Here is a 25,402-nt window from a genome sequence, read left to right as displayed (position 1 = left end):
GCCATGAAATCCTTTACCGACCTGTTCATTTCCCGGCCTGTGCTGGCGATGGTGGTCAATCTGATCATCATCATCGCCGGCATCCAGGCGATTTTCACGCTCAACGTCCGCCAGTACCCGCGCAGCGATAACGCCAGCGTCACAGTAACCACCGCTTATGTCGGCGCCAGCGCCGAACTAGTGCGCGGCTTTATCACCACGCCTCTAGAGCGGGCCATCGCCGCCGCCGACGGGATCGAATACCTGGAATCGCAGAGCGCCCAGGGGTTATCCACGATCCGCGCCCGCCTCCGGCTGAATTATGACGCAACCAAGGCGCTGGCCGAAATTGGCTCCAAAGTCGATCAGGTGCGCGGCGACCTGCCGCCGGAAGCCGAGGTGCCCGTGCTGAACATCGAATCTGCTGATAGCGAATTTGCCTCAGCCTATCTCAGCTTCTCCTCGGACATTCTGCGCCAGAACCAGATCACTGATTATCTGGTGCGTGTGGTGCAGCCTCGCCTGACTGCGTTGGAAGGCGTGCAGCGGGCGGAAATTCTCGGCGCGCGCACCTTCGCCATGCGTATATGGCTGAAACCCGACCGCATGGCCGCGCTGAACATCAGCCCGGCGCAGGTGCGTCAGGCGCTGGCCGCTAACAATTATCTGGCGGCCATCGGTCAGACCAAGGGATCGCTGGTGCAGGTCAATCTGACCGCTGATACCGATCTGCGCTCAGTGGAGGAATTCGAGAACCTGGTGATCCGTGAGCAGGACGGAGCGCTGGTGCGACTCAAGGACATTGCCGATGTGGCGCTGGGCGCCGAGGATTACGATGCCGAGGTGCGCTTTTCCGGGCAAACAGCGGTGTTCATGGGCATTTTCCCGTTGCCGAACGCCAACGCCATCGACGTGATTGGGCGGGTGCGCGCTGAAATGGCGTTGATCGAGAAGGATCTGCCGACCGGCTTGTCAGCCCGCGTGGCCTACGATGCTACCGACTACATCAACAACGCGATCCACGAGGTGATCAAGACCCTGACCGAAACCCTGTTGATCGTGGTGGTGATCATCTTCCTGTTCCTCGGTTCGCTGCGCTCGGTCATCGTGCCGGTAATCGCGATTCCCATTTCGCTGATCGGCGGCATTTTTCTGATGCAGGTCTTTGGTTTTACGGTCAATCTGCTGACCCTGTTGGCCATTGTGCTCTCGGTCGGTCTGGTGGTGGACGACGCCATCGTGGTGGTCGAGAACGTCGAGCGTCATCTGCGCGAGGGCCAGCGACCATTCGACGCTGCGATTCTGGGCGCGCGGGAACTGGTGGGACCGATCATCGCCATGACGCTGACCTTGATCGCGGTGTACACACCCATCGGTTTGCAGGGCGGACTCACCGGTTCGTTGTTCCGTGAATTCGCCTTTACCTTGGCGGGCGCGGTGACCATCTCCGGTATCGTAGCGCTGACCTTGTCGCCGATGATGTCGTCGAAATTGCTCAATGCCGAGGATGAGCAACACTGGTTGCCGGCGCACGTCAACGCCGCCTTCGACCGGCTGCGAATATTCTATGGCCGCTTGCTCAATGGAGCGCTACACGCCCGCCCGGCGGTGTATCTGATCTGGGCTGCTCTGTTTGCCCTGGTGCCGCCGATGTGGATGTTTTCGCCGCAGGAGCTGGCGCCTGGCGAGGATCAAGGGGTAATTTTCGGCATCGTCAATGCATCGGCTAACGCCACGCTCGATCAAACCAGTCAATTCACCAATGCCGCTAATCAAGTTTTTCTGGGAATTCCGGAAACCGATTTCACCTTCCAGATTACCTTTCCTACATCCGGTTTCGGCGGCATGGTGACTAAACCCTGGAGCGAGCGCGAGCGCACTGTATTCCAGATTCTGCCCGAGGTGCAGCAAAAACTGGGGCAAATCCCTGGTATCGAAATGTTTCCGGCCACCCCACCGGCGTTGCCTGGCGGCGGACAGTTTCCGGTTGAGTTCTTGATCGCCTCGACTGCGGACACTGAAGAAATTCTCAAGATCGCCAAACAAGTGCAGGTCAAGGCGATGCAAAGCGGCCTGTTCGCCTTTCCGCCGATGATTGATGTCAAAATTGATCAACCGCAAGCAGAGATCGTCATTGACCGGGACAAGGTTGCCGATCTCGGCTTGAATCTCCAGCAGGTTGGCGCCGATCTGGCAGCGGCGGTGGGCGGCAATTTCGTGAACCGCTTCAACATCGCCGGGCGCAGCTACAAGGTTATCCCACAGGTCGAGCGAGTGGACCGGCTGACTCCGGGACAGTTGGAGAATCTCTATGTGACAGGGCCGGACAGTCAGCTGGTTCCACTGAGCACGGTCGCCACGGTGCGCAACCAGACCGCGCCACGCTCGCTGAATCGTTTTCAGCAGTTGAACGCGGTGAAAATCAGCGGCGTTGCCGTTCGCCCGCTGGATGAGGCGTTGCGCTTCCTGGAAGACGAAGCGGCTAAGCTGATGCCCCAAGGCTATGTGGTCGATTATACAGGCGAATCTCGACAATTGCGGCTGGAGGGCGGCAGCCAATTCTTTGCGACCATGGGGTTGGCTGTCGTATTGATTTTCCTGGTGCTGGCCGCGCAGTTCAACAGCTTCCGTGATCCGCTGATCATTCTACTCGGCTCGGTGCCGCTGGCTATGTTCGGGGCACTGCTCTTCACATTTCTGAAAATGCCCAATCCAGAGGTTGCTTTCCCGTTCACTGAGGGCTGGACCACGACGCTTAATATTTACTCCAAGGTTGGGTTGGTAACGCTGATGGGGTTGATCGCCAAGAATGGTATTTTGATCGTCGAGTTCGCCAATCATCGACAGATCGACGGAGGGTTGAGCAAGCTGGATGCGGTGCGGGAAGCGGCGTTGATTCGACTGCGGCCCATTTTAATGACCAGCGCCGCCACGATTGCTGGTCACCTGCCCTTAACTCTGGTTACCGGCGCCGGGGCAGCGGCCCGCAATTCCATTGGCCTAGTGCTAGTCGGCGGCATGGCGATCGGGACGCTGTTCACTCTGTTCGTGGTACCCGCGCTGTACATGTTGCTGGCTAGGGACCACGCGCATGATCGAGAGGCTGAAACCGCGGCGGCGATGAGTGGGAAAACTCCTTCCGCAGCGGGTTCATAGTCTCAGGAGTGGAAAAAAACTTATAGTTAATCTTGCAAGTGATCTAATCTAATTTAGAATGTAACTTGCTGTGTTAAGCATTGAAATGTGACTTACGTCGATAATGCCAACCCAGACCCACCCCTTGGTCATTCCATTGGAGACTTCTGAATGAAAAAACTAATTCTGAACTCAGTCTTCGGAATCCTGGCAACTCTGGCCTGCGCCCATCAGACTTTGGCTGCTCTCCCGGCGCCCATCTGTCAGAATTTTGAAGGTACGTTTGTTCTATCCGTTGATCCAGAATGTCAGATTTTGACCCGATCTGACACTCGCGTGTATTTCCCGGATTTATTAAGTCCTAGCAGTCCTTCCCAGTTTCTGGGCTTCCCGGGCACTTGTTTCACAGGCGAAATTAATGGAACATTGAATAATCAGCCAGTCACAGGTGAATCATATTCAGGGCAAACCACTAACAATTTCCCGGATCTTACTGGTTTTGGACAACTTGCTTTTTCGGCAGCCACTACGCTTGTTTTGAAAAATCAAGCCGGGATTTCACTGGGCGCTATCTATTTTCGAGATACCGGTTTGATCAATCTGAGCGATGGACAAACTCAGGAACAGTTAGTGGCCGTTGGAGCAAATGGATTGTTCTGGGGCGTCAAAGGAACTGTGCAGATCGGTGGCGATGAATTTTTGGGTGCTCCGCTTATAGGCCAGTTCTGCCGATAAATTGACCTCTTCAAAACCTGGCGATCTCTCAAACAGCCGAAGGGAGGTCGCCATTATCCTGAGTCAGGCCACATAGAGCAGGATGGTTACATAGTGGCAAACGCTGCCCACCAAAACGAACAGATGCCAAATTCCGTGGAAATGGCGGATCTTCTCGTCGAACAGGTAAAACGCTACGCCGCCCGTGTAGAAAATGCCGCCCAGCAACAACCAGATGAAGCCAGCGAACGGCAAAGCCGCCAATAAAGGTTTGAGGGCTACTAGCACCAGCCAGCCCATGAGGATGTACACGATAACCGACAGGATGCGATTGCCCTTTTGCGGCAGCGCTTCCAGGACAATGCCGCAGGCGGTCAGTCCCCAGATTATCCCGAAGATGGTCCATCCCCACGCGCCGCGCAAGGTCACCAGGGTAAAGGGAGTGTAAGTGCCAGCGATCAGGAAATAGATGGATAAATGATCTAGTTTACGGAAAATCCGTTTTGCCCGACCGCGCAGACTGTGATAAAGCGTGGAGATAGCGTACAGCAAAAACAGCGTGGTTCCATAAATGCTGAAGCTAACAATTTTCCACGGATCGCCCTGCTGCGCAGCAACCGCCACCACCACCACCAAACCGGCCAGCGCCGCTACCGCGCCCACCAGGTGGCTGATACTATTAAACCGTTCGCCTTCGTACATGGACGCCACGCCTTGTATTGATTGAAATTCCACAGAATCGAGAATCGTACCTGATCTTCGGGCGATCACCTTTCCCGCTGATCGAAAAACGGCTGTCGTGTATTTTAGAAATCATAATCGCTTGAGGTAATTTCTTCGTGAATGACTCACCCCAACCGTCGTCCTCACTCAGCTACCGTGACGCCGGCGTCGACATCGACGCGGGTAATCGTTTAGTAGACCGCATTAAACCCCATGCCCGCCGCACCTTGCGACCGGGCGTTCTCGGCGGCCTGGGCGGCTTCGGCGCGCTGTTTGAGCTACCGCTGGATCGCTACCGTCAGCCTGTACTGGTCTCTGGTACGGATGGCGTCGGCACCAAGCTCAAACTGGCGCTGGAACTCAAGCAGCATGACACCATCGGTATCGACCTGGTTGCAATGTGCGTTAACGATGTATTGGTAGCGGGCGCTGAGCCGCTGTTTTTCCTCGATTATTACGCCACCGGCCGATTGGATTTAGACATCGCCGCCGATGTGATCAAAGGCATCGCCGATGGTTGTGAACAAGCCGGCGCGGCGCTGGTCGGCGGGGAAACCGCTGAAATGCCTGGCATGTACAGCGAAGGCGACTACGATCTCGCCGGTTTCTGTGTCGGTGTCGTGGAAAAAGCGCAAATCATTGATCGCAATCAGGTCAAATCCGGCAACATCCTGCTCGGATTAGCTTCCTCCGGCCCCCATTCCAACGGCTATTCGCTGATTCGCAGGATTCTGGCGGTCAGCGGCGCGGAGCTGAATCAACCTTTCGCTGATGGCCGCACGCTTGGCGAAACCTTGCTGACGCCAACCCGTATTTATGTCAAGCCGATGCTCAAATTGCTGGGACAGCTTCCAGTCCACGCCATCGCCCACATCACTGGCGGCGGTTTGACCGAAAATCTGCCCCGCGTTCTGCCCGTCGGCGTCAAGGCACGCATTGATACCCAAGGTTGGTCGCGTCCAGCGATCTTTGAATGGTTGCAACAACAAGGTGGTGTCATCGAGGCGGAAATGTGGCGCACTTTTAATTGTGGGGTAGGCATGGTGGTCTGCGTCGCAGCGTCGGATGTTGAACGGGCGTTGACTTTGTTGCGCGAGGCCGGGGAAACGGCTTGGCGCATTGGCGAAATCGTGGCCGGTGAAGGGGAGCCGGTCGTGGAATTCCGGTCGTGAACGCGGAACGAAAATGCCGGCTGGTGGTGCTCATTTCCGGGCGCGGCAGTAATTTGCAGGCCATTCTCGATCAGGCGGCGAGTGGCGAACTACCAGTTGAAGTGGCTGCCGTGATCAGCAACCGGCCCGGCGTTCATGGCCTGGAGCGGGCAAGACAAGCCAGAGTTCCAGCACTGGAGCTGGATCACAAGAATTTCCCTGATCGGCCCGAATTCGAAGCGGCGCTGATCGAGTTGATCGACCGCCAACAACCCAATCTAGTGATTCTGGCCGGATTCATGCGCGTGTTGACGGCGGGCTTCACCGAGCACTACCGGGGACGGTTATTTAACATCCATCCCTCGTTGCTGCCAAAATTTCGCGGACTGCATACCCATGAACGGGCGATTGCCGCCGGGGAAACCGAGCATGGCGCGACGATTCATTTCGTCACCGCCGAACTGGATGGCGGACCGCTCATTGTCCAGGCGCGCGTTCCCTTATTACCCGACGATGATCCTGATATACTGGCGGCGCGCGTTCTGAAGCAGGAACATCGCCTGTATCCGCAAGCGATTCGCTGGTTTGCCGAAGGACGGCTGAAATTGGAAGGCGAACAAGTGTGGTTCGATGGAGAGCCATTGATGAAACCGCTACGGCTGGAAGATTACGCCGATTAGATAAACACCTTATCCAGGCGAATTTCCGCCTGGGGCAACTGCACCGGCGCCAGGACGCCCTCGCGCAATTGCCAGCGGGTCTGATAGGCGCTGTGATCCGGTAGGAGATCGCGATGGACTTCGATATGACGCCGTTTGGGTCCCACTACCAGCCACACTTCAGGGATTCCATGCCGGGCGTACAGCGGAACCTTGGTCTTGCGATCGAACTGAACTGTGCTGTCCGACACTTCAATAAGCAACAACACATCCTGAGCGCAAGGATGCCCATGTAGATAATAATCCGGACGTGGACGCAACAAGACAATGTCCGGTTGCGGTTCAGACTGCTCATCGAGCACGATTGGGTTTTGTGAATCTACAATTGCCGCTGAACCGACAGCCGCTCCTAATCGATCCATTAGGATACGGATGATCCCGGCATGGAAGTGTCCGATTGGCGCCATTGCAAATAATTCCCCTTCAATGAGTTCCAGCCGCGATTCCGGGTGGAGAAAACCGGTTTCTCCCATGCGCTGAAATTCGGCTACCGTCCATAGATGCCGAACCGGATACGAAACAGTAGCAGCGGGGGTAACGCGATCAGGCAGTAAAGATGCAGACATGTGGGTTTCCTCGTCGAATTATCGATTTAATGACCCTTTTCAATTGGCTCATCGTCGCCAATCCGACTCGGGGTTGGGCCGGTCTGCCGCTTGTATTTGGCATCCTGCCGCTTGCCATAAGGCCGGATAGCTGGGCTGCTGAGCATCTCGAAGCTGATCGCGCAAATCGCCATGCCGGGGCGCAGCGCCAGCGGCAGCTTGCCGCTGTTGAAACATTCCAGCACGATGGCCCCGCTCCAACCGGGATCAATCCGGTGGGCCGTGACATGCACCATCAACCCCAGACGCGCCAAGCTGGAACGTCCATCCAGCCAGCCAACCAGATCATCCGGTACGGTGATGGTCTCGACGGTAGCGGCCAAAGCCAATTCGCCGGGATGTATGAAAAAGGCGTCGTCAGCGCCAATCCGGATCTCCTTGCCCATGATCCGATTGATAGCGTGATCCACTTCCTCCCGCGGGCCGCTTAAATCGATGTGCGAGGCGGCATGGTCGTTGAACACGCGGAAACGATGCCCGAGATGCAGGTCCACGCTGACGCCGTTGATGCGATTGGGCAACGGACGCGGTTCGATACGGATTCGGCCTTCCTCAAGACAGCGTTCGATGTCACGATCACACAGACGCAAGGCGTTCTCCCTGGAAAACGCCAAGCGCGGTTTGGGCCGCGCTTGGCGAAGGCTTAACGTACTCTGACTTCGTGGCACTCGCGGTATTTGATTCCACGACGCCAGTATTCTTCACAAACAGTACGATATTTGGGCTTGGGTTTGGTTTTCGTGCAGACGGTCTTAGTTTCGACCACGCGACCGTTGACGATCACCTTTTCTTGTCGACACTTTTCCGCTGCATTTGCTGCGTCGACAGGCAGGATCAACAGCCCCGTTGCCGCTATCGCGACCGCTACCCATCCGGTTTTCAGAAATTTCATCCGCATACCTCCTCTCAAGAGAACTCGAAGTGACCACGCCCGACAATAGATCGGGAAAGCTTTATGTATTCTGAATGACAATGTTTGGAAACTTGTGGCTGTAATTCTTCGCCTGCAGCGACAGGCGAGCGGCGGCGCGCCGCGCGATGTCCCGATACAACTCGGCGATCCGGCTTGCCGGTTCCGCCGCCACAGTCGGACGGCCATTGTCGGTTTCCTGGCGAATCCGAATATCCAGCGGCAATGCGCCAAGAAATGGCACATTATACTGTTCCGCCATACGCTTGCCCCCACCCTCGCCGAAGATGTTTTCCTCATGGCCGCATTGGGAGCAAATATAAGTGCTCATATTTTCGACAATCCCTAATACCGGCACTTCAACCTTCTCAAACATTTTCAATCCTTTACGCGCATCCAACAAGGCAATATCCTGCGGGGTGGTAATGATGACCGCCCCGCTGACCGGAACCTTCTGCGACAGGGTCAGCTGCGTGTCGCCCGTCCCCGGCGGCAGGTCGATGATCAGATAATCCAGATCATGCCAGCGGGTGTCGCGCAATAATTGCTCCAGCGCCTGGGTGACCATCGGCCCGCGCCACACCATCGGCGTGTCTTCCTCGATCAGATAGCCGATGGACATTGACTGAATATTGTAGCTGACCACGGGCGATAATGACTTGCCGTCGGGCGACTCGGGTTGCTGACTGGCGCCCAACATTCGCGGTTGGCTGGGGCCGTAGATGTCGGCGTCCAGCAAGCCAACCCGCGCGCCTTCGGCGCTCAGCGCTAGCGCCAGATTGACCGCCGTCGTCGATTTGCCCACTCCGCCCTTGCCGGAAGCAATGGCGATGATATTCCGCACCCCCGGCAAAGGTTTCAAACCCTTTTGCACCTCGTGGGCGACGACCTTGCTGTCCACGCGAACGGCTGCTTCGGTAACGCCTGGCAACGTGGTCAATCGGTCGCGGAGCGCAGCAATCAGCGTATCCCGATATCCTGCTGCCGGAAACCCCAGTTCCACATAAATTTCAACACGTCCATTCTCCTCCGTCCGAATCTGTTTGACGCATTTGGCGGCAATCAGATCCTGCTCAAGATAGGGGTCCACATAGCCCTTGAGGGCGTTCTCCACATCGGTGCGCGATACAACGGACATTAATTCAGTTTCCTCTCGATTGAGTGCGTTACGATTCTACCCCTGTTCCCCCGCCAGCAGCGGGGAATCGTGGGTTCTCTCCGATGAGAGAACGCCTTCTCCCGCGTCAAAGGGTAGATGACAGTCATGGCGGAATGCTGCTAACTTAACTGTTTTTCCGATTTCCTTCACTGCGATTTCCCTTGCCATGAGCGACCAAAACCGTCGAATCCTCGTCACCAGCGCCTTGCCTTACGCTAACGGCCCCATTCACATCGGCCACTTGGTGGAATACATCCAGACCGATATCTGGGTGCGCTTCCAGAAACTGTGCGGCCATGAATGTTACTACGTGTGCGCCGATGACGCACACGGCACGCCGATCATGCTGCGCGCCGAACAGGATGGCGTGACGCCGGAACAATTGATTGAGCAGGTCTGGTGCGAGCATCAGGCCGATTTCGCCGATTTCCTGATCGAATTCGACAACTATTATTCAACACATTCCCCGGAAAACCGCCATTACGCCGAATTGATCTACCAACGGTTGGACGCCGCTGGCCATATCAGCCGCCGGGTCATCACCCAAGCCTTCGATCCGGAAAAGCAGATGTTTCTGCCGGATCGCTTTATCAAAGGCGAATGCCCACGCTGTGGCGCAGCCGATCAATATGGCGATAGTTGCGAAAATTGTGGAGCCACGTATTCCCCGACCGACCTGAAAAATCCCCGTTCGGTCATTTCCGGCGCGACCCCCGTGACCCGAGAGTCACTGCATCTTTTCTTCAAATTGGCCGATTTCGAGAACCTGTTGAAGATCTGGATCACCAGCGGACCCATCCAGCCGCAGATGGTCAACAAGCTCAACGAATGGTTTACCGCCGGATTGCAAGAATGGGACATCTCCCGCGACGCGCCTTACTGGGGGTTCGAGATTCCCGATGCGCCTGGCAAATACTTCTACGTTTGGCTGGACGCGCCGATTGGCTACATGGCCAGCTTCCAGAATTATTGCGATCGGACCGGCCTGTGCTTCGATGATTTCTGGAACCCGGACAGCGCCGCCGAGGTTTATCACTTCATCGGGAAGGATATTGCCTATTTCCACATTTTATTCTGGCCCGCGGAGCTGACCGGCGCCGGTTTCCGCAAGCCAACGGCTGTACATTGCCACGGGTTTTTAACAGTTGATGGGCAGAAGATGTCTAAATCGCGGGGCACTTTCATCAAGGCCCGCACCTATCTCCATCATCTGCGCCCGGAATATCTGCGCTACTACTTCGCGACCAAGCTGAATGATGGCGTTGATGACCTTGATCTAAATTTCGAGGATTTCCTGCATCGGGTCAACAGCGACCTGGTCGGCAAACTGGTCAACATCGCCAGCCGTTGCGCCGGCTTCATCACCCGCCGTTCCAAAGGCCGGATGGCCGACAGCCTGTCCGAACCGGCGTTGTATGCCGAGTTTGCCGCCGCCGGCGCATCTATTGCCCAAGCTTACGAAGGCCGGGAATTCGGTCGGGCCATGCGCGAGATCATGGCGTTGGCCGATCGCGCCAATCAGTACATCGATGAACGCAAGCCGTGGGCGCTGGCCAAGCAGCCGGACAGCGGGGATGAAGTGCGCACGGTGTGCAGTCTGGGTTTGAACCTATTCCGGACGCTGATTATTTACCTCAAGCCGGTGTTGCCGGGCCTGGCTGCCCAGGTCGAACAGTTTCTGCAAATTCCGCCGCTGCGCTGGGATGATCTGGAGACGCCTTTGCTGGATCATACGATTGGCGAATTCAAGCCCTTGATGCAACGGGTCGATAGGGCGCAGATTACCGCTATGGTGGATGAGTCCAGGGAGAATGATTCTTCTACGGGGAAAGCGCCTATCCCACCTTCTGGGCCGCTGATTGATGATCCGGTCAGCCCCCCCATCACCATTGATGATTTTGCCAGGGTCGACCTGCGTGTGGCGCGAATTGTCAAAGCTGAAGCCGTTGCTGGCGCTGATAAACTGGTGCGATTGGAGTTGGATGTAGGCGGCGAGGTTCGTCAAGTGTTTGCCGGAATCAAGTCAGCCTATGCGCCGGAAGATCTGCATGGACAACTGACCGTGATGGTCGCCAACCTGGCGCCCCGCAAAATGCGCTTTGGCATTTCGGAGGGTATGGTTTTGGCAGCGGGCGATGGCAAGGGCATTTACTTGTTAACCCCTGACAGCGGCGCAGAACCGGGAATGCGAGTGAAGTAAGTTTTCTGCTTGCTTTACGCGAAAAGTCAACGGGGTGGAGTGAAAAGCAGGGAAAACCGCTACACTATAGCCAATCCTGACCTTGTCATAAATGCTAGAGGTTAGCAACGTGAAGCCGTGGATCAACGAAGACATTTTCAAAAGCTGGACCGACGCCCAGAAACGCCTCTGGGAAAGTCTATGTTCCGCTGTGCCCTTTCAACCGCCGGCCGGAGTTGAGGCGTGGCGGGAAACCTATCTCAAGAATCTGGCAGCCTGGGAGTCAGCGGTCAAGAAGACCCTGCAACAGGAAGCAAACTGGGTTGAGCAATGGGTGCATAAAGTCGCCAATGAACAAGGAACGCCAGAAGTTATGGCTCCCTGGGTGCAGCAAATGGAGGATGTGCTACAGCGCTGGATTCAAACTCAGAACCAGTGGTGGGATGAATATTTCGCGGTGCTGCGTCGAAGTGGGTTTGCTTACCCGGATTGGGCGACCCCACCGTCATCGCCCGAGGCAGCGGCTGTGGCAAAGAAGCCAGCCAAGGCGTCCAAGTCCCAGCTTAAAACAGCGCCGGAATCCGCCCCGGTCGAAACTGCGCCGGAACCTGTTGCGGTTGCAGCTGTGTCCGAACCCGCCCCGGTCGAAGCTGCGCCAGAACCTGTTGCGGTTGCAGCTGTGTCCGAACCCGCCCCGGTCGAAGCTGCGCCAGAACCCGCCCCGGTCGAAGCTGCGTCAGAACCTGTTGCGGTCGCGGCTGTATCCGAACCCGCCCCGGTCGAAGCTGCGCCAGAACCCGCTCCGGTCGAAGCTACACCCAAACCGGCGCTGGTCAGAATACCCGCCAAGCCGGCGCGTATTGAACCCGACGATCTCAAACTCATCAGCGGCATCGGTCCGGCCCTGGAAAAAAAACTGAACGCTTGCGGCATCTCCCGCTATCAGGAGTTGGCGACTTTGAGTGATGCCGATATTGACCGGGTTGAAGCGGCGATCAAGTCGTTTGGGCGTATTCGCCGTGATGACTGGATTGGCCAAGCCAAAGCGCGACACTTCGAAAAATATCAGGAGCAGATCTAACTGAGTGCGTAGCGTCAGGTTTATTGCCTGGCGTCGCGTCAGGAGCCAAATAGCCAATGTCCATCCATGCCATTGCTACTGTACTCAGTGGCCAGGTCTCTCTGGGTCGCCGGATCGTCGTGCAGGGCTGGGTGCGCACTCGCCGCGACTCCAAGGCTGGACTGTCCTTTATCACGCTCCACGACGGTTCGTGCTTCGATACGCTGCAAGTCATTGCCCCAACCGAATTACCCAATTACGCCAGTGAAGTGACGCATTTGACCACAGGTTGCGCGCTGCGCGTCACCGGTGAACTGGTCGCCTCTTCCGGCAAGGGTCAAACCGTCGAACTGCGGGCTGACCACGTAGAGGTTGCTGGTTGGGTCGAGGACCCGGAAACCTATCCCATTGCACCCAAATCACACAGTTTTGAATATCTGCGCTCGGTGGCGCACCTGCGGCCACGCACCAACAGCATCGGCGCGGTGGCAAGAGTTCGGCACGCCCTGGCGCAGGCCATTCAGCGGTTTTTTCACGAGCGGGGCTATTTCTGGGTGCATACCCCGATCATCACCGCCAGCGATTGCGAGGGAGCAGGCGCGCTGTTCCAGGTTAGCACCCTGGATCGGGTGAATACACCGCGCACCGCCGAGGGTCATATCGACTTTGAACAGGACTTCTTTGGCCGCGAGACGTTTCTAACCGTCTCCGGCCAACTCAATGTCGAAGCCTACTGTCTGGCGTTATCCAAGGTGTACACCTTTGGGCCGACCTTCCGTGCTGAAAACTCCAATACCAGTCGCCATCTGGCGGAGTTCTGGATGGTGGAGCCGGAAACCGCCTTCGCTGACCTCCATACCAACGCCGATCTGGCCGAAGCGTTGTTGAAATTCATCTTCCAGGCCGTGCTTGAAGAACGCGCCGATGATCTGGCCTTTTTCGCCCAACGGATTGATAAAACCTGTATCCAGCGCCTGGAACAGGTGGTGAATTCACCTTTCGAGCGCATGGACTACGCCGAAGCGATTCAGATTTTGGAACACGCAAATCGGCCTTTTGCGTTTCCTGTCCAGTGGGGTATGGATCTTCAATCCGAGCACGAGCGTTATCTGGCCGAGGATTACGTGGGGCGGCCTCTGATATTGATGAACTATCCCAAAGCGATCAAAAGCTTCTACATGCGTCTGAACGATGACGGTCGCACGGTTGCGGCGATGGACGTATTGGCGCCGGGCATTGGCGAAATCATCGGTGGGAGTCAGCGCGAAGAACGGCTGGAGGTTCTGGACGCACGACTGGATGAACTGGGCATCAATAAGACGGCCTATAATTGGTATCGAGACCTGCGTCGCTATGGCAGCGCGCCCCATGCGGGGTTTGGGCTGGGCTTTGAACGCACGGTCAGCTATGTGACCGGCATGAGCAATGTTCGCGATGTGATCCCTTTCCCACGCACTCCACGCAGCGCGGATTTTTAATTATTCAGATGATCTTCAACCTGACCGGTTTGTATTTATGACTACCACGCCCTCTTCCACAGCCTCCAAGAGCAGCGGTCGTCGCGCTAACGCCCTTCCCGTGGGATGCATGCTGGACGAATATCGCATTGACTCCATTCTGGGCGCTGGCGGATTTGGCGTGACCTACAAGGCGCTCGATACTCATCTGGATGCCTGGGTGGCGATCAAGGAATACTTCCCGGTGGAATGGTCGTTTCGCGATCCTGACGGTCTGACCGTGCATCCGAATACTCAGGGCGACGTTAGCGGCAGTAATGGGGAGTTGTCCGATTATCGCTGGGGACTGGAGCGTTTTCTCGATGAGGCCCGCGTACTGGCGCGGATTCAGCATCCCTATGTGGTGCGGGTCAAACGCTACTTCCGGGCGCATGGCACCGCCTATATCGTGATGGATTACGAGGAAGGCCAATCGCTTAGCATGATACTTCGGGAAGAAGAAAAGCTTCGCGAAGATGAAGTGCGCGGCTTACTGGAGGATGTACTGCCCGCGCTGTGCGCAGTGCATGAACAGGGTTATCTGCATCGCGATATTAAACCTTCAAATTTATATGTGCGCGCCAGCGACCACCGGGTCATTCTGATTGACTTCGGCGCGGCGCGACAGGCCGTGGGTCGCCATAGCCAAAGCGTTACCAGTCTGGTCACGCCCGGCTACTCGCCGCCTGAACAATATACAACGCGCAATGACCGCTATGGCGCCTGGACCGATATCTATGCCCTTGGCGCGGTGTTGTACCGCTGTATCACTGGCCACACTCCGACCGATGCTGCGGACCGGTTGCTGGATGATAGTTTGGAACCCGCCGTCAAAGCAGGCGCCGGCCGCTATAGCACGAATTTGCTTCGGGTTATCGATCGCATGTTGGCGGTGCGGCCAGATCAGCGGTTCAGCACCGTCGTCGAAGTACAGGCAGCGCTCGCTGGCGCGCAGGATGACAATAGTGATGAAACGGTAATCATGCTGCCGATCAAAGCGACTAAGCCTGCCCCAATGCTCGAAACATCGCGGATTACCCATCATCCTGCAAAACTGGCAGCGGAACCGACGCGACCTGAAGCGCAGCAGACCGCTCATCTTCCGCCCAGGCATCCGCAGGAACCGGTGGAACCGGATCACAGCGAATGGCTGCAATTCACCCAACCCTCTGCGCGCGCCCCATCGGCTAAACAACAGCAAAAACCCCCGAAAGGGTCTGCGTCACAATGGCGCTTAATCGCTTTCGTGGGCGGCGGCGTAGCGCTCGTGGCCGTAGCGGCGCTGTTGATCTGGCTCGGCTTGTCCGAACCCACCCCACAGCCAACTGTGGAATCGAAACCACCGCCACGTTACCACTTGGGCCAACAAGAACCTGTAGTCGCCGACTCGCCAACGCCCCCTGAAGCCCCGGCATCAACTCCGACGCCGCCTGGACCTTCGCCAACCACATCGGATGGGATGGCCGATACCCCGACGCCGGTTGAAAACGCCGAAATGACCAGTGCGCTAATTTCGCCTGCGAAACCGGAGGTTGGGAGTAAATCTGAACCCGCGGCTGTGGAGAGTGCGCAGGAAACCGTGGATTCGCCAGATTTACCGATAGAGGCGGATGGAGCGTCGCAACCGGCGGTCGCCGAGCGCGCACCGGAAATAACAGGCGCGCCTGAACCTCCGGCGACGCAGGACGGAGCTGAGTCGGCAAGCGCTGAGAAGGAGCCGGAAACAACTGGCGTGGACGCTTCAACCACGGGCGTTACCGGCATACCCGTATCAATACCCGGCACGGTTCCTGCTAACATTACGCCAAAGGCCGATACTTCAACCGAACCGGCGAACCGGCGCGCTGTGACTGAGGAACCAAAAACACCCAGGAAGACTCAGCGCACCCAGCAGCCGGTCAAGAAAAAAACACGTCCATGGAAAGTGATACCGTATGATCCCTCAGCAAAAAAACCTGCGCAGGCGGACTCAACCAGGGCAACGCCAAGCGCTAATCGCTGGAGTGATCCCGGCAATTCGGGGTTTAATCAAAAATGAACTTCAAGTTTTGGCCTTTTTCGCGCCAAAAGAACAAATCGCCTAAATCAATGCCCGTGCGAGCGCGCTTTATACGCACCGACGCATTGGGCAAAGGGGATTTGCGATTACAATCAACTCTTTGTCGATTGGGTCGCGCGCCGGATAACGACATCAGTTTCGAGAATGATTCGGTCTCGGGGCACCACGCCGAGATCTATTATTTACCCGATGGTTCGTTCCAGATTTGCGACCTGAATTCCACGAATGGCACTTGGGTGAACGGAAAACGTGTTCAAAGTCAAGTGCTTGGGAATGGGGATATTGTGGAGCTAGGCGAGGTGCGCCTGCATTTTCGGGTGGACCTTTCATAAATCAGGTGGTTCGCGCAGACCGCCCTTAAAATCAGGAGAAGTCGCATGCCCCTGTATCGCGGCTTTAAAAAAGACGGTTCCCCGCCAAACCCGCCTGTTGAACCGACCCGTCGCATCGCCCGTCCCGAAGGGAGCAATCGCTCTCGAATGGATGGGACGCCAGCGACGCATCCAGCGGCGACAGCGACCCCCTCCACAACGGTGACCGGGGATGCTTTGTCTGATCTTGTTGTGGGCTGGCTGGTGGTCATTGCCGGCCCTGGACGGGGCAAGGTGTTATCACTGGGTTATGGCGTCAATGACTTGGGTCGAGGCGCAGGTTCACGGCTTCGATTAGATTTTGGCGATGAGGCTATCGCGCTGGAGAATCAGGCCGCCATCATTTACACCATGCGGTCCCGGTGCTTCTATTTGCAGTCGGTCGCTACTGGAACCTGGCTGGATGGACGCATGATCCGGGAATCCGTGGAACTGAAAGGCAACGAAACGCTGCAAGTTGGGCAGACCCGTTTGCGGTTTGCGCCATTGTGCGGTCCCGGCTTCGACTGGTGCGCTAGCAATTGACGGGGAGAATACAGGATGGCGGCGTGGATTCATGATGAAGGCATGGCGCAAGGCAGCCGTGCGCGTCAGGAGGATGATTACGGCGTGTTCGAACTGCCGTCAGAACTAGGAGCAGGCGACCTGCTGTTGGTGTTAGCGGATGGCATGGGCGGCGAACGGGGCGGCGCATTGGCCAGCGCCTTGGCGGTGCGCGAGTTTATCAAGACTTATGATGCTATAGACGCTATGACGATTCCGGACCGGCTTGAACAGACCTTGTTGCATGTCAATGTTCAGATGGGTCGGGAGGCGGCTACCGACCCGGAAGGCTTGAGTGGCATGGGCTGCACACTGCTGGCCGTGGTGCTGGCCGAAGAAGGTTTGTATTGGATCAGCGTCGGCGATTCGCCACTGTGGTTATGGCGGCAGGGGCGGCTATGTCGTCTGAATGAGGATCATGCCTATCGCAGTATCCTGGCTCATCGAGTCGCCGCAGGCGAGATCAGCGCGGATACCGCCGCCCGGCACCCGGACCGCAATGCATTGATGAGCGCAGTCACTGGCGACGTTCTGGATATGGTGGATTTACCGCGTCGGGCCTGTGCGCTTAGAGAAGGCGATCAGATTCTGCTGGCGAGCGATGGGGTATTGACGTTGAGCGAGCAGCAAATTGCGGCGATGTTAAAACACTATCCTCAGATAGATGGAACACCCTGCCAGGCGTTGCTATCGGCAGTGGCGGCCCATGCGCGTCCGCATCAGGACAACATCACTGTGTTGTGGGCGCGAGCCAGTGGGTTCTCATCGAATCATTCCTGGTGGCGTCGGACATGGCGACGACTGGGAACAGGCTGATCCACCGACCCAGATCATCAAATCGAGCGGTTGCTCCAGAAAACCATCCGCTCCCCACTCTTCCGGTCGATCCTCGATGCTTAGATAACCAAATCCCGCCACCAGCGCTAACAGGCCGGCCCGTTTACCTGCCTGTATATCGCGCTCGGCGTCGCCCACGTACAGCGAGCGGTTTGGCGTCACGCCGATCTGATCACAGGCATGCCACAGCGGCTCTGGATCGGGTTTGCGCTTGTCCAGCGTGTCGCCGCTGACCACGCAAGCGGCCCGCGACCATAAGCCCAGCGCTTTCACTAACGGCTCAGTCAGCCAGCCAGGTTTGTTGGTCACGATGCCCCAAGGTATCGAGCTGGCTTCCAGATGCGCCAGAACCTCTTCCATGCCGGGGAACGGGGTCGTGTCGACGGCAATGGCCTGGGAATAGAATTCTAGAAATCGCTGGTTGTATTCCGCATATAAGGAATCATCAATCCCAAGGCCGAAGCAGGCTTTGAGCATCCCAGGCGAACCGTGCGAGACGGTTGACCGAATGGTTGAAAACGCGGGTTCGGGAACGCCGCGCTCGCGGCACAGCCGCCACAAAGCCGCCGCCAGGTCCGGGGCGGTGTCCAGCAAGGCGCCATCCAGGTCGAATAACACACAAGCTGGCGATTGCTCGCCCATGACGCGGGAGGTCATGCCACGCAGTCCGTTCGACAATGGACCATGTAGTTGACCGACACGCCCGGCCCCAGCCAGTAGCGGCCCGTCAGCGGATTGTGATGCAGGCCGGTCATTTCCCGAATCGTCAAACCGGCTTCTCGCGTCCAGCTATCCAGCTCCGAGGGGCGAATGAACTTGCGGTAGTCGTGAGTGCCTTTGGGCAACATCCGCAGCACGTACTCCACACCGATGATGACGAACAAATAGGACTTGGGATTGCGGTTGATGGTCGAAAAGACCAGATGACCCTCCGGTTTGACCAGTCGGGCGCAGGCGCGAATGGTCGAGGCGGGTTCGGGAACGTGTTCCAGCATTTCCATACAGGTAATCACATCGAAACTGCCAGATTCGCCTTCGGCCAAGTCTTCGGCGGTGATGCGTCGGTAGTCGAGAATCGCGCCGGATTCCAGTTGGTGCAATTGCGCGACCGCCAATGGCGCTTCGCCCATATCGATGCCCAGCACTTGAGCACCGCGCAGCGCCATGCTCTCGGCCAGAATACCACCGCCGCAGCCTACATCCAGCACTCGTTTTCCGGCCAGGCCACCAACATGGTCATCAATATAGTTCAGACGCAGAGGATTGATATCATGCAGAGGCTTGAATTCGCTGTCCGGATCCCACCAGCGACTGGCGAGTTCCTCGAATTTGGCGATTTCCTGATAATCGACATTCGGATTGGCGGTGGTCATGTCCGGTTCCACTGGTTTAAAAAAGAATTGTTGGCGGGTTTGACCGATCCTACCGGGATTTTACGCCCGGTCAGTTGCGGCGATGCGATCCCGCCAGCTCCGCGCCCGCTGAATGATCTCTTGCGTATCCAGAGTGGTCAATTGTCGGCCGGCCAGCAACCGCTGGCCTGCGACCCAGACATCGCTGACCTGGTGGCGCCCCGTGGCGTAAACCAGTTGCGAGATAGGATGGTAAACCGGCTCGGCTTCCAATGCCCCAAGATCGATAGCGATGATATCAGCGGACTTGCCCGGTTCCAGCGAACCGGTTTCCTGAGCTAATCCAAGTGCTTGCGCGCCATTGAGAGTCGCCATGCGCAGCACTCTCTCTGCCGGCAGAACCGCCGCGTCGCCAGCTATGCCCTTACCGAGCAATGCGGCGGTGCGCAATTCGCCGAACAGGTCGAGATCGTTGTTGCTGGCCGCGCCATCAGTGCCGATCGCGACATTGACGCCCGCAACATCCAGTCGGGCGGTGGGGCAAAAGCCGCTGGCCAGCTTGAGGTTGGATTCCGGGCAATGCGCCACGTGAGCGCCCGCTTGCGCGAGTCGCTCGATTTCGCCAGGCTCTGCCTGGGTCAGATGGACGGCGAGTAGCCGCGAAGACAACAAGCCCAATTGTTCCAGTCGCTCCAGTGGCCGGCAACCCTGTTCGGCGACAAATTGGGCGACTTCAGCAGCGGTTTCGTGAACATGGATATGCACCGGGATGTTCCGATCCGCCGCCAACTGACTAATTCGCTCCAGCGCGGGCGCCGACACCGTGTAGGGGGCGTGCGGCGCGAAGGCGGTGTGGAGCAACGGTTCAAGTTCAAGGGCTTCGTGCAGCGCCAGCCCTTTATCCAGGTATTCGTCCAGTGTTCGGGCATAGGCCGAGGGAAAATCCAGGGCGATCAACCCAACGCAGGCGCGCATCCCCGCTTCACGAGCGACAGCGGCCGCTGCTTCTGGAAAGAAGTACATATCGTTGAAACAGGTTACGCCGCCGCGCAGCATTTCGGCAATGGCCAGGCGCGTCCCGTCGCGAACGAAGTGGGTATCCACCCAGCGCATTTCCGCCGGCCAGATATGATCCTGCAGCCAGCGCATCAACGGCAAATCATCGGCCAGACCGCGCATCAGGGTCATGCTGGCGTGGGTATGGGCATTGATCAGGCCCGGCATCAATACATGCTGGTCGAAGCGGAGATGGTTTTCAGCCGTATAGCGGGTCGCGGCTTCAGCCTGGGGCAGAATGGTCAGAATGCGCCCTTCTTGAATAGCGAGGGCATGGTGCTCGAGAACTTGCCCTGCTGGCTCGACCGGAACGATCCAATGGGCGTCGAGCAAAGTAGTGACGACTTGTGGCATACGCAATTCTCCGGACGGTGACGCCGGATTATAGCGGCTAATTCATGTGGCGTAAAAAAACGCCCCGGTTCACCGGGGCGCGGATCCTACGGTAAAAGACCGAAGACTTACTGATTAATAACCTTTTCCTGAGCGGTGACAGTGATCACCACTCGCCGGTTCAGAGCGCGGCCCTGTGGGTTATCCCGACCATTGGGCAGGGTGTTCGGCGCAACCGGGTCAAGCTCGCCACGGCTCTGGGTGCTAATCAATGAGGCGGGCACTCCCCTAGAAACCAGATAGCTGGCTACGGAATCGGCGCGGCGCTGGCCAAGACGTTGATTGTATTCCTCCGTGCCCTTGCTATCGGTGTGGCCGACGATCAGGATCGAGGAAACCGAGGCGACGCGGCGCAAGTCGCTTGACAGACGATCGAGCTTAGCGCGGCCAGCGGGCTTAATGGTGGCCTTGTCAAAGTCAAAATAGGCGTCGGCGCCCAGGGTCAGGGTTTCGACCACCGGAGCAGCCGGGGGCGGCTCGACCACTGCAACAGCGCCGCACTCTGGAACATTCTTCTCGGGGGTCCAGAACGGGGTGCGGATGCAGTTGCCATAAGGATCTTTAACGATCTTATCGTAGGGATCCACGGCGTAAATACAGCCATACTTGTTGATTGCGTGCGCCGGCAACGCGGCAAACAGCATCATCGAAGCAGCCAGACCCAGGCTGAGCTTATGCAGATTTACTTTCATCGGTATACTCTCCCAATAGGCGCTGAAAATTCAGTACACGGCACATCAAGAATTTTAGGTCGCGGGGACCGGGTCGGCTTAACCGCGATCATCCACTCAACCAGTATACCCGAGCGGTTGCCATTGCGAATGGCTTGCCGGCCGGTCTTGATGTGTAATGATACAACATTGTGTCAGAATTGCAAAAAATGTTGTTCTGAGAATAAATAGTGCTATTCTGCGCGTTATCGTGGTATTTTGGCAAGGTTTTTTTCCGTGGTCCCTTTGCGAATTTCAATTGTTGTTTATTTACAAAAAAACATTAAGTCCACCGAATCAACCTTGGATAATGACTTTTTCAAGGCGATTGAGGCTCCATGATGCCGCATGATCACGATCACGTCCGCGCCATCGTTTGGCGCGATGATGCTTTGGAAGTGCTGGATCAGCGCCTACTGCCAAGGGAAATCCGCTACCAGCGGTTGACGACCGCTGCTGAGGTTGCTGAAGCGATTCGCTGCATGGTGGTGCGCGGCGCGCCGGCCATTGGCATTACCGCAGCCTATGGTGTGGCGTTGGCAGCCCGAACTGGTTATACCGAGAAACGGGAGTGCTGGCAAATTTCACTACAGGAAGATCTGAACCGGCTTGCCGCATCCAGACCGACCGCCATCAATCTAGTTTGGGCGCTGCAACGCATGAAGCGAGTCATCGCCGAAGTTGCTGATGCTCCGCTGGAACGGTTGCTGATCGAGGCGCGGGCGATTCATGAGGAAGATATTGCCGCCAACCAGCGCATGGGTCTGCTGGGCGCTAACTTGCTGGGCGAACAAGGAGCCGTGTTAACCCATTGCAATACCGGCTCGCTGGCTACCGGCGGTTACGGCACCGCGCTCGGAGTCATTCGCGCCGGTTATGCAGCGGGACTGATTGAGCGGGTTTATGCTGATGAGACGCGCCCCTGGTTGCAGGGCGCACGGTTGACTGCCTGGGAACTGACGCAGGATGGCATTCCAGTCACGCTCCTGGCGGATAGCGCGGCGGCGGCGCTGATGCAGCAGGGTGGAGTCCGCTGGGTCATAGTGGGCGCCGATCGCATTGCCGCCAATGGCGATGTCGCTAATAAAATCGGCACCTATGGCCTGGCGGTGACGGCTCGCCATCATGGCGTCAAATTCATGGTGGTCGCCCCTGCGTCGACCGTAGATCTGGCGACTCCAGCAGGTGCAGCCATTCCCATCGAACAGCGCGCCGCTGAGGAGCTGTTGAACTTTAACGGCCACCCAGTGGCTGCTGCCGGAGCCGAGGTCTGGAATCCGTCGTTCGATGTGACGCCTGCGGAACTCGTGGATGCGTTAGTGACCGAACGTGGAGTGATATTAAAACCGAATTCAACAAAAATAGCCGATATGATGGGCGTCATAAATCCCAGTTCCCAGATGCAGGCGCAGGTCGTGGTATAGGCGGAGGTCATTCCAATGGGCGTCAAGATGGATGCGGACCAACGCCAACGGTCGTTACGCGAGCGTGCGGAAGCGTTGCTCAACCGGTCCGATCAAACAAGCCTCGATTTGCCGCCAACCGAAGTCAGGCGCTTAGTGCATGATCTGTCGGTATATCAAATCGAACTGGAACTCCAAAACGAGGATTTGCGCAGCGCGCAACATCAGCTTGAACGCATCAGGGATCGTTATGCAAAGCTCTATCATCATGCGCCAATCGGTTATCTGTCCCTGGATGTCAACGGCGTCATTTGCCAGGTCAATCAAACTCTTGCAGATCAACTGGGTTGGGAAGGCCCCGATCTCATTAATCAAGCGCTGGCGGATTTTATGGAAGGAACAGAGCGGGACATTTTTCTCAGCCGTTTCCGCGCGTTCTTTAACAGCCCTGAAGGCAAGAGCATTGATGCAACATTGCATGGAAAAAAAGGCCGGCAGTTCCTGGCGCGGTTGACGGGCCGCCGTGAATCGGATGCATTTTTCCAGGAACAATCCCCGTCGTCATTAAAACTGCTGATGGTCGTCAACGACATCAGCGCGCAAAAAACTATGGAAGACGCCTTGCGGGAAAGTGAGGAGCAATTTCGTAGCTATTACGAACTGGGATTGATCGGTATGGCAATCATCGCACCCGACAAACACTGGGTGCAGTTTAATGATCGTCTTTGCGAGATACTGGGTTATCCACGTCAGGAACTCACCGCCAAGACTTGGGATGAGCTGACTCATCCCGATGATCTAGAAGAAAATACAGAGAAATTTGAACGGGCTGCATCAGGGGAAGCCGAAGGCTACTCGATGCATAAGCGTTATATTCGCCGGGATGGCGGAATTGTGCATGCCCTGGTGTCGGCCAAAAACGTGCGTCATGCAGATGGATCAGTCCGGTATTTAATGACCATGGTGCAGGATATTACCGAGCGCCAGCAGGCTGAGGAGGTGTTACGCGAGCGGGAAGCCATTTTGCGCAGCATCACCGATTCCGCTCAGGACGCGATCGTGATGATGGATCCGGAAGGTCGGGTTTCCTTTTGGAACCCGGCTGCCGAATCTATCTTTGGCTATCGCCGGGAAGAAGTATTGGGGCAAACCCTGCATCAGTTCCTGGCCCCCGAACGTTATCATGGGACCTATCGCAAAGCCTTGCCGGAGTTCAGTCGCGCGGGATGCGGCAACGCCATTGGCAAGACGCTGGATATGCACGCGCGACGCAAGGACGGGACGGAAATCGCGGTCGCCATTTCCTTATCCGCAGTGCGGATCCAGAATCAGTGGCACGCCGTGGGCATCCTGCGCGACGAGACCGAACGCCAGGCGCGGGAACAGGAACTCAAACGGTTGGCCACCACGGATCATCTGACGGGATTAGCGAATCGTCGCCATTTTCTAGGGCAGATGGCGCTGGAATTGGATCGCTTCAAGCGCTATGCCAAACCGACGGCGTTGCTCATGCTCGATCTCGATCATTTCAAGCAGGTGAATGACACTTATGGTCATGCTGCCGGTGACGCCGTACTCCAGCATTTTGCTAGCATCACCTTGAAAGTTTTGCGTCGAACGGACCTGGTTGGACGTCTTGGCGGTGAAGAATTCGCCGCGCTGCTACCCGATACAGATCTGGATGGCGCGCTTCATCTGGCCGAACGGCTGCGTTGGGCGTTAGCCAATTTGCCAATGCCGGCAGAGGAGGGAACGAAAATCGCCTTGACCGTTAGCATTGGCGTCACGCTGTTTTTACCGGCGGATCTGGATGCTAACGTGATCCTGATCCGCGCCGACCAGGCGCTGTATCGGGCCAAGCAGACAGGACGCAACCGGGTAGAAGTGGAAACGCCGGCTTAATGTGCTTTAATCCACATCGGTTGGCGGTACCGGAACTATGAGAGATTGGTCTTCATGAACCAGAGCCGCCCGGTGAATCGTATCCTCGGTCGCCGCCACGAAGAAACCCCGCGTCGGCGCGTCCACCGCCGCTTTTTGCCGGAAATTCTGCAATCCCCCGCAGTAGAAGTTATTGCAAATATCGGCGCGCATGTCTTTAGGCAGGCTGCACCCATCGGTTCGATGATAAACGCAGGAACCTTCCGCAGTCTCGTCACCAACACAATTCATATAGGCGGCCAGCACTCCGCGCGGGCGCTGATTCGGGTGCGCCGTCCGATAGCGCTGTATAGTGGCGATTTCCAGGTAAGCATGAGTAAATCCGCCGCCTTGGCAGCAGGATCCCCGGCAACAAGCGCACGCCTGGCCCGAAGCCGCCCGAAGCCGGGCATCTTCGTCTGACAAGGGCGCCGTCTGGCCCGGATCAACCACTGGAGGGATGGGCCTGACAAACGCTTTATCGATCAACTCTTTCAGGTAATTGCGAAACTCCCGCCGGCGTTGCGCGGGCAGACGGGTGATCCGGGACAGAGAGGCGGGAACCACTGCCAAACGGAATGATTCTTCATCAGGGATGCCAAAGTTGCTGGTTGCCCGCCTGCGAAGTCGCGCCGCCTGCTCGCGCACCGCCTGATACCATTTTTCGCGTTGTTCGCGCTCCTGGCGGGCGCGATCCGCCACCATGGCGCGTTGGCATGCCGCGTTGGCGCACACCCCGAAGGGCTGTTCCCTGATAGAAAGCGGGCGTCCGCAACTCTTGCAGACCTTGTCCTGCTGTTGCAACAGGGAGTAACGTCGTGCGCATTCCGCCCGGCCACAAAGTTGGCTCTTGCGCGCCTGGTGAAAGGGCAGAGGTATATGACAAATCAGGCATGCAGATGTGTATGACGACAGAATATGCATGGAG

23 protein-coding genes are annotated in these 25,402 nt (G+C 57.0%); 13 read left to right on the top strand and 10 right to left on the bottom strand.

Translation table 11 applies throughout. From position 1 onward, the window contains the following. The first annotated feature begins 3 nt into the window (after window positions 1–3). The gene (locus H6973_11285) at window positions 4–3,135 is read left to right on the top strand and encodes an efflux RND transporter permease subunit (protein ID MCP5126178.1); all 3,132 of its coding nucleotides are present in this window, start codon (window positions 4–6) and stop codon (window positions 3,133–3,135) included. 150 nt (window positions 3,136–3,285) lie between these two features. Then, on the top strand, window positions 3,286–3,849 hold the full coding sequence (locus H6973_11280) for a hypothetical protein (GenBank protein MCP5126177.1): 564 nt from the start codon (window positions 3,286–3,288) through the stop codon (window positions 3,847–3,849). A 63-nt stretch (window positions 3,850–3,912) separates the two neighbouring features. Here the strand turns inward: H6973_11280 and H6973_11275 are convergent, their stop codons facing one another. After that, a complete protein-coding gene (locus tag H6973_11275) occupies window positions 3,913–4,530 on the bottom strand; it encodes a hemolysin III family protein (protein ID MCP5126176.1) in 618 nt (205 codons plus the stop codon). Window positions 4,531–4,667: 137 nt separating this feature from the next. On the opposite strand from H6973_11275, the gene purM reads away from it, so the two are divergent. Together purM and purN are read left to right on the top strand one after the other, a co-directional pair. Beyond that, window positions 4,668–5,723: a phosphoribosylformylglycinamidine cyclo-ligase gene (gene purM / locus H6973_11270; protein ID MCP5126175.1), complete on the top strand. Its 1,056-nt coding sequence runs from the start codon at window positions 4,668–4,670 to the stop codon at window positions 5,721–5,723. After that, entirely contained in the window at window positions 5,720–6,382 is a 663-nt protein-coding gene (purN, locus tag H6973_11265) for a phosphoribosylglycinamide formyltransferase (GenBank protein MCP5126174.1), read from the top strand. The genes purM and purN overlap by 4 nt, the downstream gene beginning before the upstream one ends. Here the strand turns inward: purN and H6973_11260 are convergent. The 4 genes from H6973_11260 to apbC all read right to left on the bottom strand — a co-directional run bounded on the left by H6973_11260 (window position 6,379) and on the right by apbC (window position 9,074). Further along, on the bottom strand, window positions 6,379–6,987 hold the full coding sequence (locus H6973_11260; protein MCP5126173.1) for a Uma2 family endonuclease: 609 nt from the start codon (window positions 6,985–6,987) through the stop codon (window positions 6,379–6,381). The genes purN and H6973_11260 overlap by 4 nt on opposite strands. A gap of 26 nt (window positions 6,988–7,013) precedes the next feature. Then, entirely contained in the window at window positions 7,014–7,616 is a 603-nt protein-coding gene (gene dcd, locus H6973_11255; protein ID MCP5126172.1) for a dCTP deaminase, read from the bottom strand. Between the two features lie 53 nt (window positions 7,617–7,669). Continuing rightward, a complete protein-coding gene (locus H6973_11250) occupies window positions 7,670–7,918 on the bottom strand; it encodes a hypothetical protein (protein MCP5126171.1) in 249 nt (82 codons plus the stop codon). A gap of 61 nt (window positions 7,919–7,979) precedes the next feature. Then, entirely contained in the window at window positions 7,980–9,074 is a 1,095-nt protein-coding gene (gene apbC, locus H6973_11245; protein ID MCP5126170.1) for an iron-sulfur cluster carrier protein ApbC, read from the bottom strand. A gap of 187 nt (window positions 9,075–9,261) precedes the next feature. On the opposite strand from apbC, the gene metG reads away from it, so the two are divergent. The 7 genes from metG to H6973_11210 all read left to right on the top strand — a co-directional run bounded on the left by metG (window position 9,262) and on the right by H6973_11210 (window position 17,619). Then, window positions 9,262–11,295 carry a methionine--tRNA ligase gene (gene metG, locus H6973_11240; GenBank protein MCP5126169.1) on the top strand — a complete coding sequence of 678 codons (2,034 nt, stop codon included), beginning with the start codon at window positions 9,262–9,264 and terminating at the stop codon, window positions 11,293–11,295. A 109-nt stretch (window positions 11,296–11,404) separates the two neighbouring features. Then, complete coding sequence (locus H6973_11235) at window positions 11,405–12,355, top strand: hypothetical protein (GenBank protein ID MCP5126168.1); 951 nt, start codon at window positions 11,405–11,407, stop codon at window positions 12,353–12,355. A 56-nt stretch (window positions 12,356–12,411) separates the two neighbouring features. Further along, window positions 12,412–13,812 carry an asparagine--tRNA ligase gene (gene asnS, locus H6973_11230; protein MCP5126167.1) on the top strand — a complete coding sequence of 467 codons (1,401 nt, stop codon included), beginning with the start codon at window positions 12,412–12,414 and terminating at the stop codon, window positions 13,810–13,812. 37 nt (window positions 13,813–13,849) lie between these two features. Next, complete coding sequence (locus tag H6973_11225; GenBank protein MCP5126166.1) at window positions 13,850–15,868, top strand: protein kinase; 2,019 nt, start codon at window positions 13,850–13,852, stop codon at window positions 15,866–15,868. Then, complete coding sequence (locus H6973_11220; GenBank protein ID MCP5126165.1) at window positions 15,865–16,221, top strand: FHA domain-containing protein; 357 nt, start codon at window positions 15,865–15,867, stop codon at window positions 16,219–16,221. Before H6973_11225 ends, H6973_11220 begins: the two co-directional genes overlap by 4 nt. A 45-nt stretch (window positions 16,222–16,266) precedes the next feature. Further along, a complete protein-coding gene (locus tag H6973_11215; GenBank protein MCP5126164.1) occupies window positions 16,267–16,785 on the top strand; it encodes an FHA domain-containing protein in 519 nt (172 codons plus the stop codon). A gap of 15 nt (window positions 16,786–16,800) precedes the next feature. Next, on the top strand, window positions 16,801–17,619 hold the full coding sequence (locus H6973_11210) for a serine/threonine-protein phosphatase (protein ID MCP5126163.1): 819 nt from the start codon (window positions 16,801–16,803) through the stop codon (window positions 17,617–17,619). On the opposite strand, the gene H6973_11205 is transcribed toward H6973_11210, so the two are convergent. From H6973_11205 to H6973_11190, 4 genes are all read right to left on the bottom strand, one after another. Then, window positions 17,566–18,282 carry an HAD-IA family hydrolase gene (locus H6973_11205; protein MCP5126162.1) on the bottom strand — a complete coding sequence of 239 codons (717 nt, stop codon included), beginning with the start codon at window positions 18,280–18,282 and terminating at the stop codon, window positions 17,566–17,568. The two genes, H6973_11210 and H6973_11205, sit on opposite strands and share 54 nt — an antisense overlap. Before the next feature lie 11 nt (window positions 18,283–18,293). Beyond that, window positions 18,294–19,013, bottom strand: a complete 720-nt coding sequence (gene ubiG, locus H6973_11200; GenBank protein MCP5126161.1) for a bifunctional 2-polyprenyl-6-hydroxyphenol methylase/3-demethylubiquinol 3-O-methyltransferase UbiG — start codon at window positions 19,011–19,013, stop codon at window positions 18,294–18,296. A gap of 60 nt (window positions 19,014–19,073) precedes the next feature. Further along, window positions 19,074–20,402, bottom strand: coding sequence for a TRZ/ATZ family hydrolase (locus H6973_11195; GenBank protein ID MCP5126160.1), 1,329 nt, complete (start codon window positions 20,400–20,402; stop codon window positions 19,074–19,076). Between the two features lie 107 nt (window positions 20,403–20,509). Continuing rightward, complete coding sequence (locus H6973_11190) at window positions 20,510–21,133, bottom strand: OmpA family protein (protein ID MCP5126159.1); 624 nt, start codon at window positions 21,131–21,133, stop codon at window positions 20,510–20,512. A gap of 356 nt (window positions 21,134–21,489) precedes the next feature. Here H6973_11190 and mtnA point away from each other — a divergent pair, with 356 nt between their 5' ends. Next, entirely contained in the window at window positions 21,490–22,575 is a 1,086-nt protein-coding gene (mtnA, locus tag H6973_11185) for an S-methyl-5-thioribose-1-phosphate isomerase (protein MCP5126158.1), read from the top strand. Window positions 22,576–22,590: 15 nt separating this feature from the next. After that, window positions 22,591–24,456: a PAS domain S-box protein gene (locus tag H6973_11180; protein MCP5126157.1), complete on the top strand. Its 1,866-nt coding sequence runs from the start codon at window positions 22,591–22,593 to the stop codon at window positions 24,454–24,456. Window positions 24,457–24,462: 6 nt separating this feature from the next. On the opposite strand, the gene H6973_11175 is transcribed toward H6973_11180, so the two are convergent. Beyond that, window positions 24,463–25,398: a hypothetical protein gene (locus H6973_11175; protein MCP5126156.1), complete on the bottom strand. Its 936-nt coding sequence runs from the start codon at window positions 25,396–25,398 to the stop codon at window positions 24,463–24,465. Between the last annotated feature and the right edge of the window lie 4 nt (window positions 25,399–25,402).

It is taken from the genome of Gammaproteobacteria bacterium (assembly GCA_024235095.1).
Classification (GTDB): domain Bacteria; phylum Pseudomonadota; class Gammaproteobacteria; order Competibacterales; family Competibacteraceae; genus UBA2383.
The sequence above is the reverse complement of the archived record's forward strand: the minus strand, read 5'-3'. Positions and strand labels throughout refer to the sequence as shown.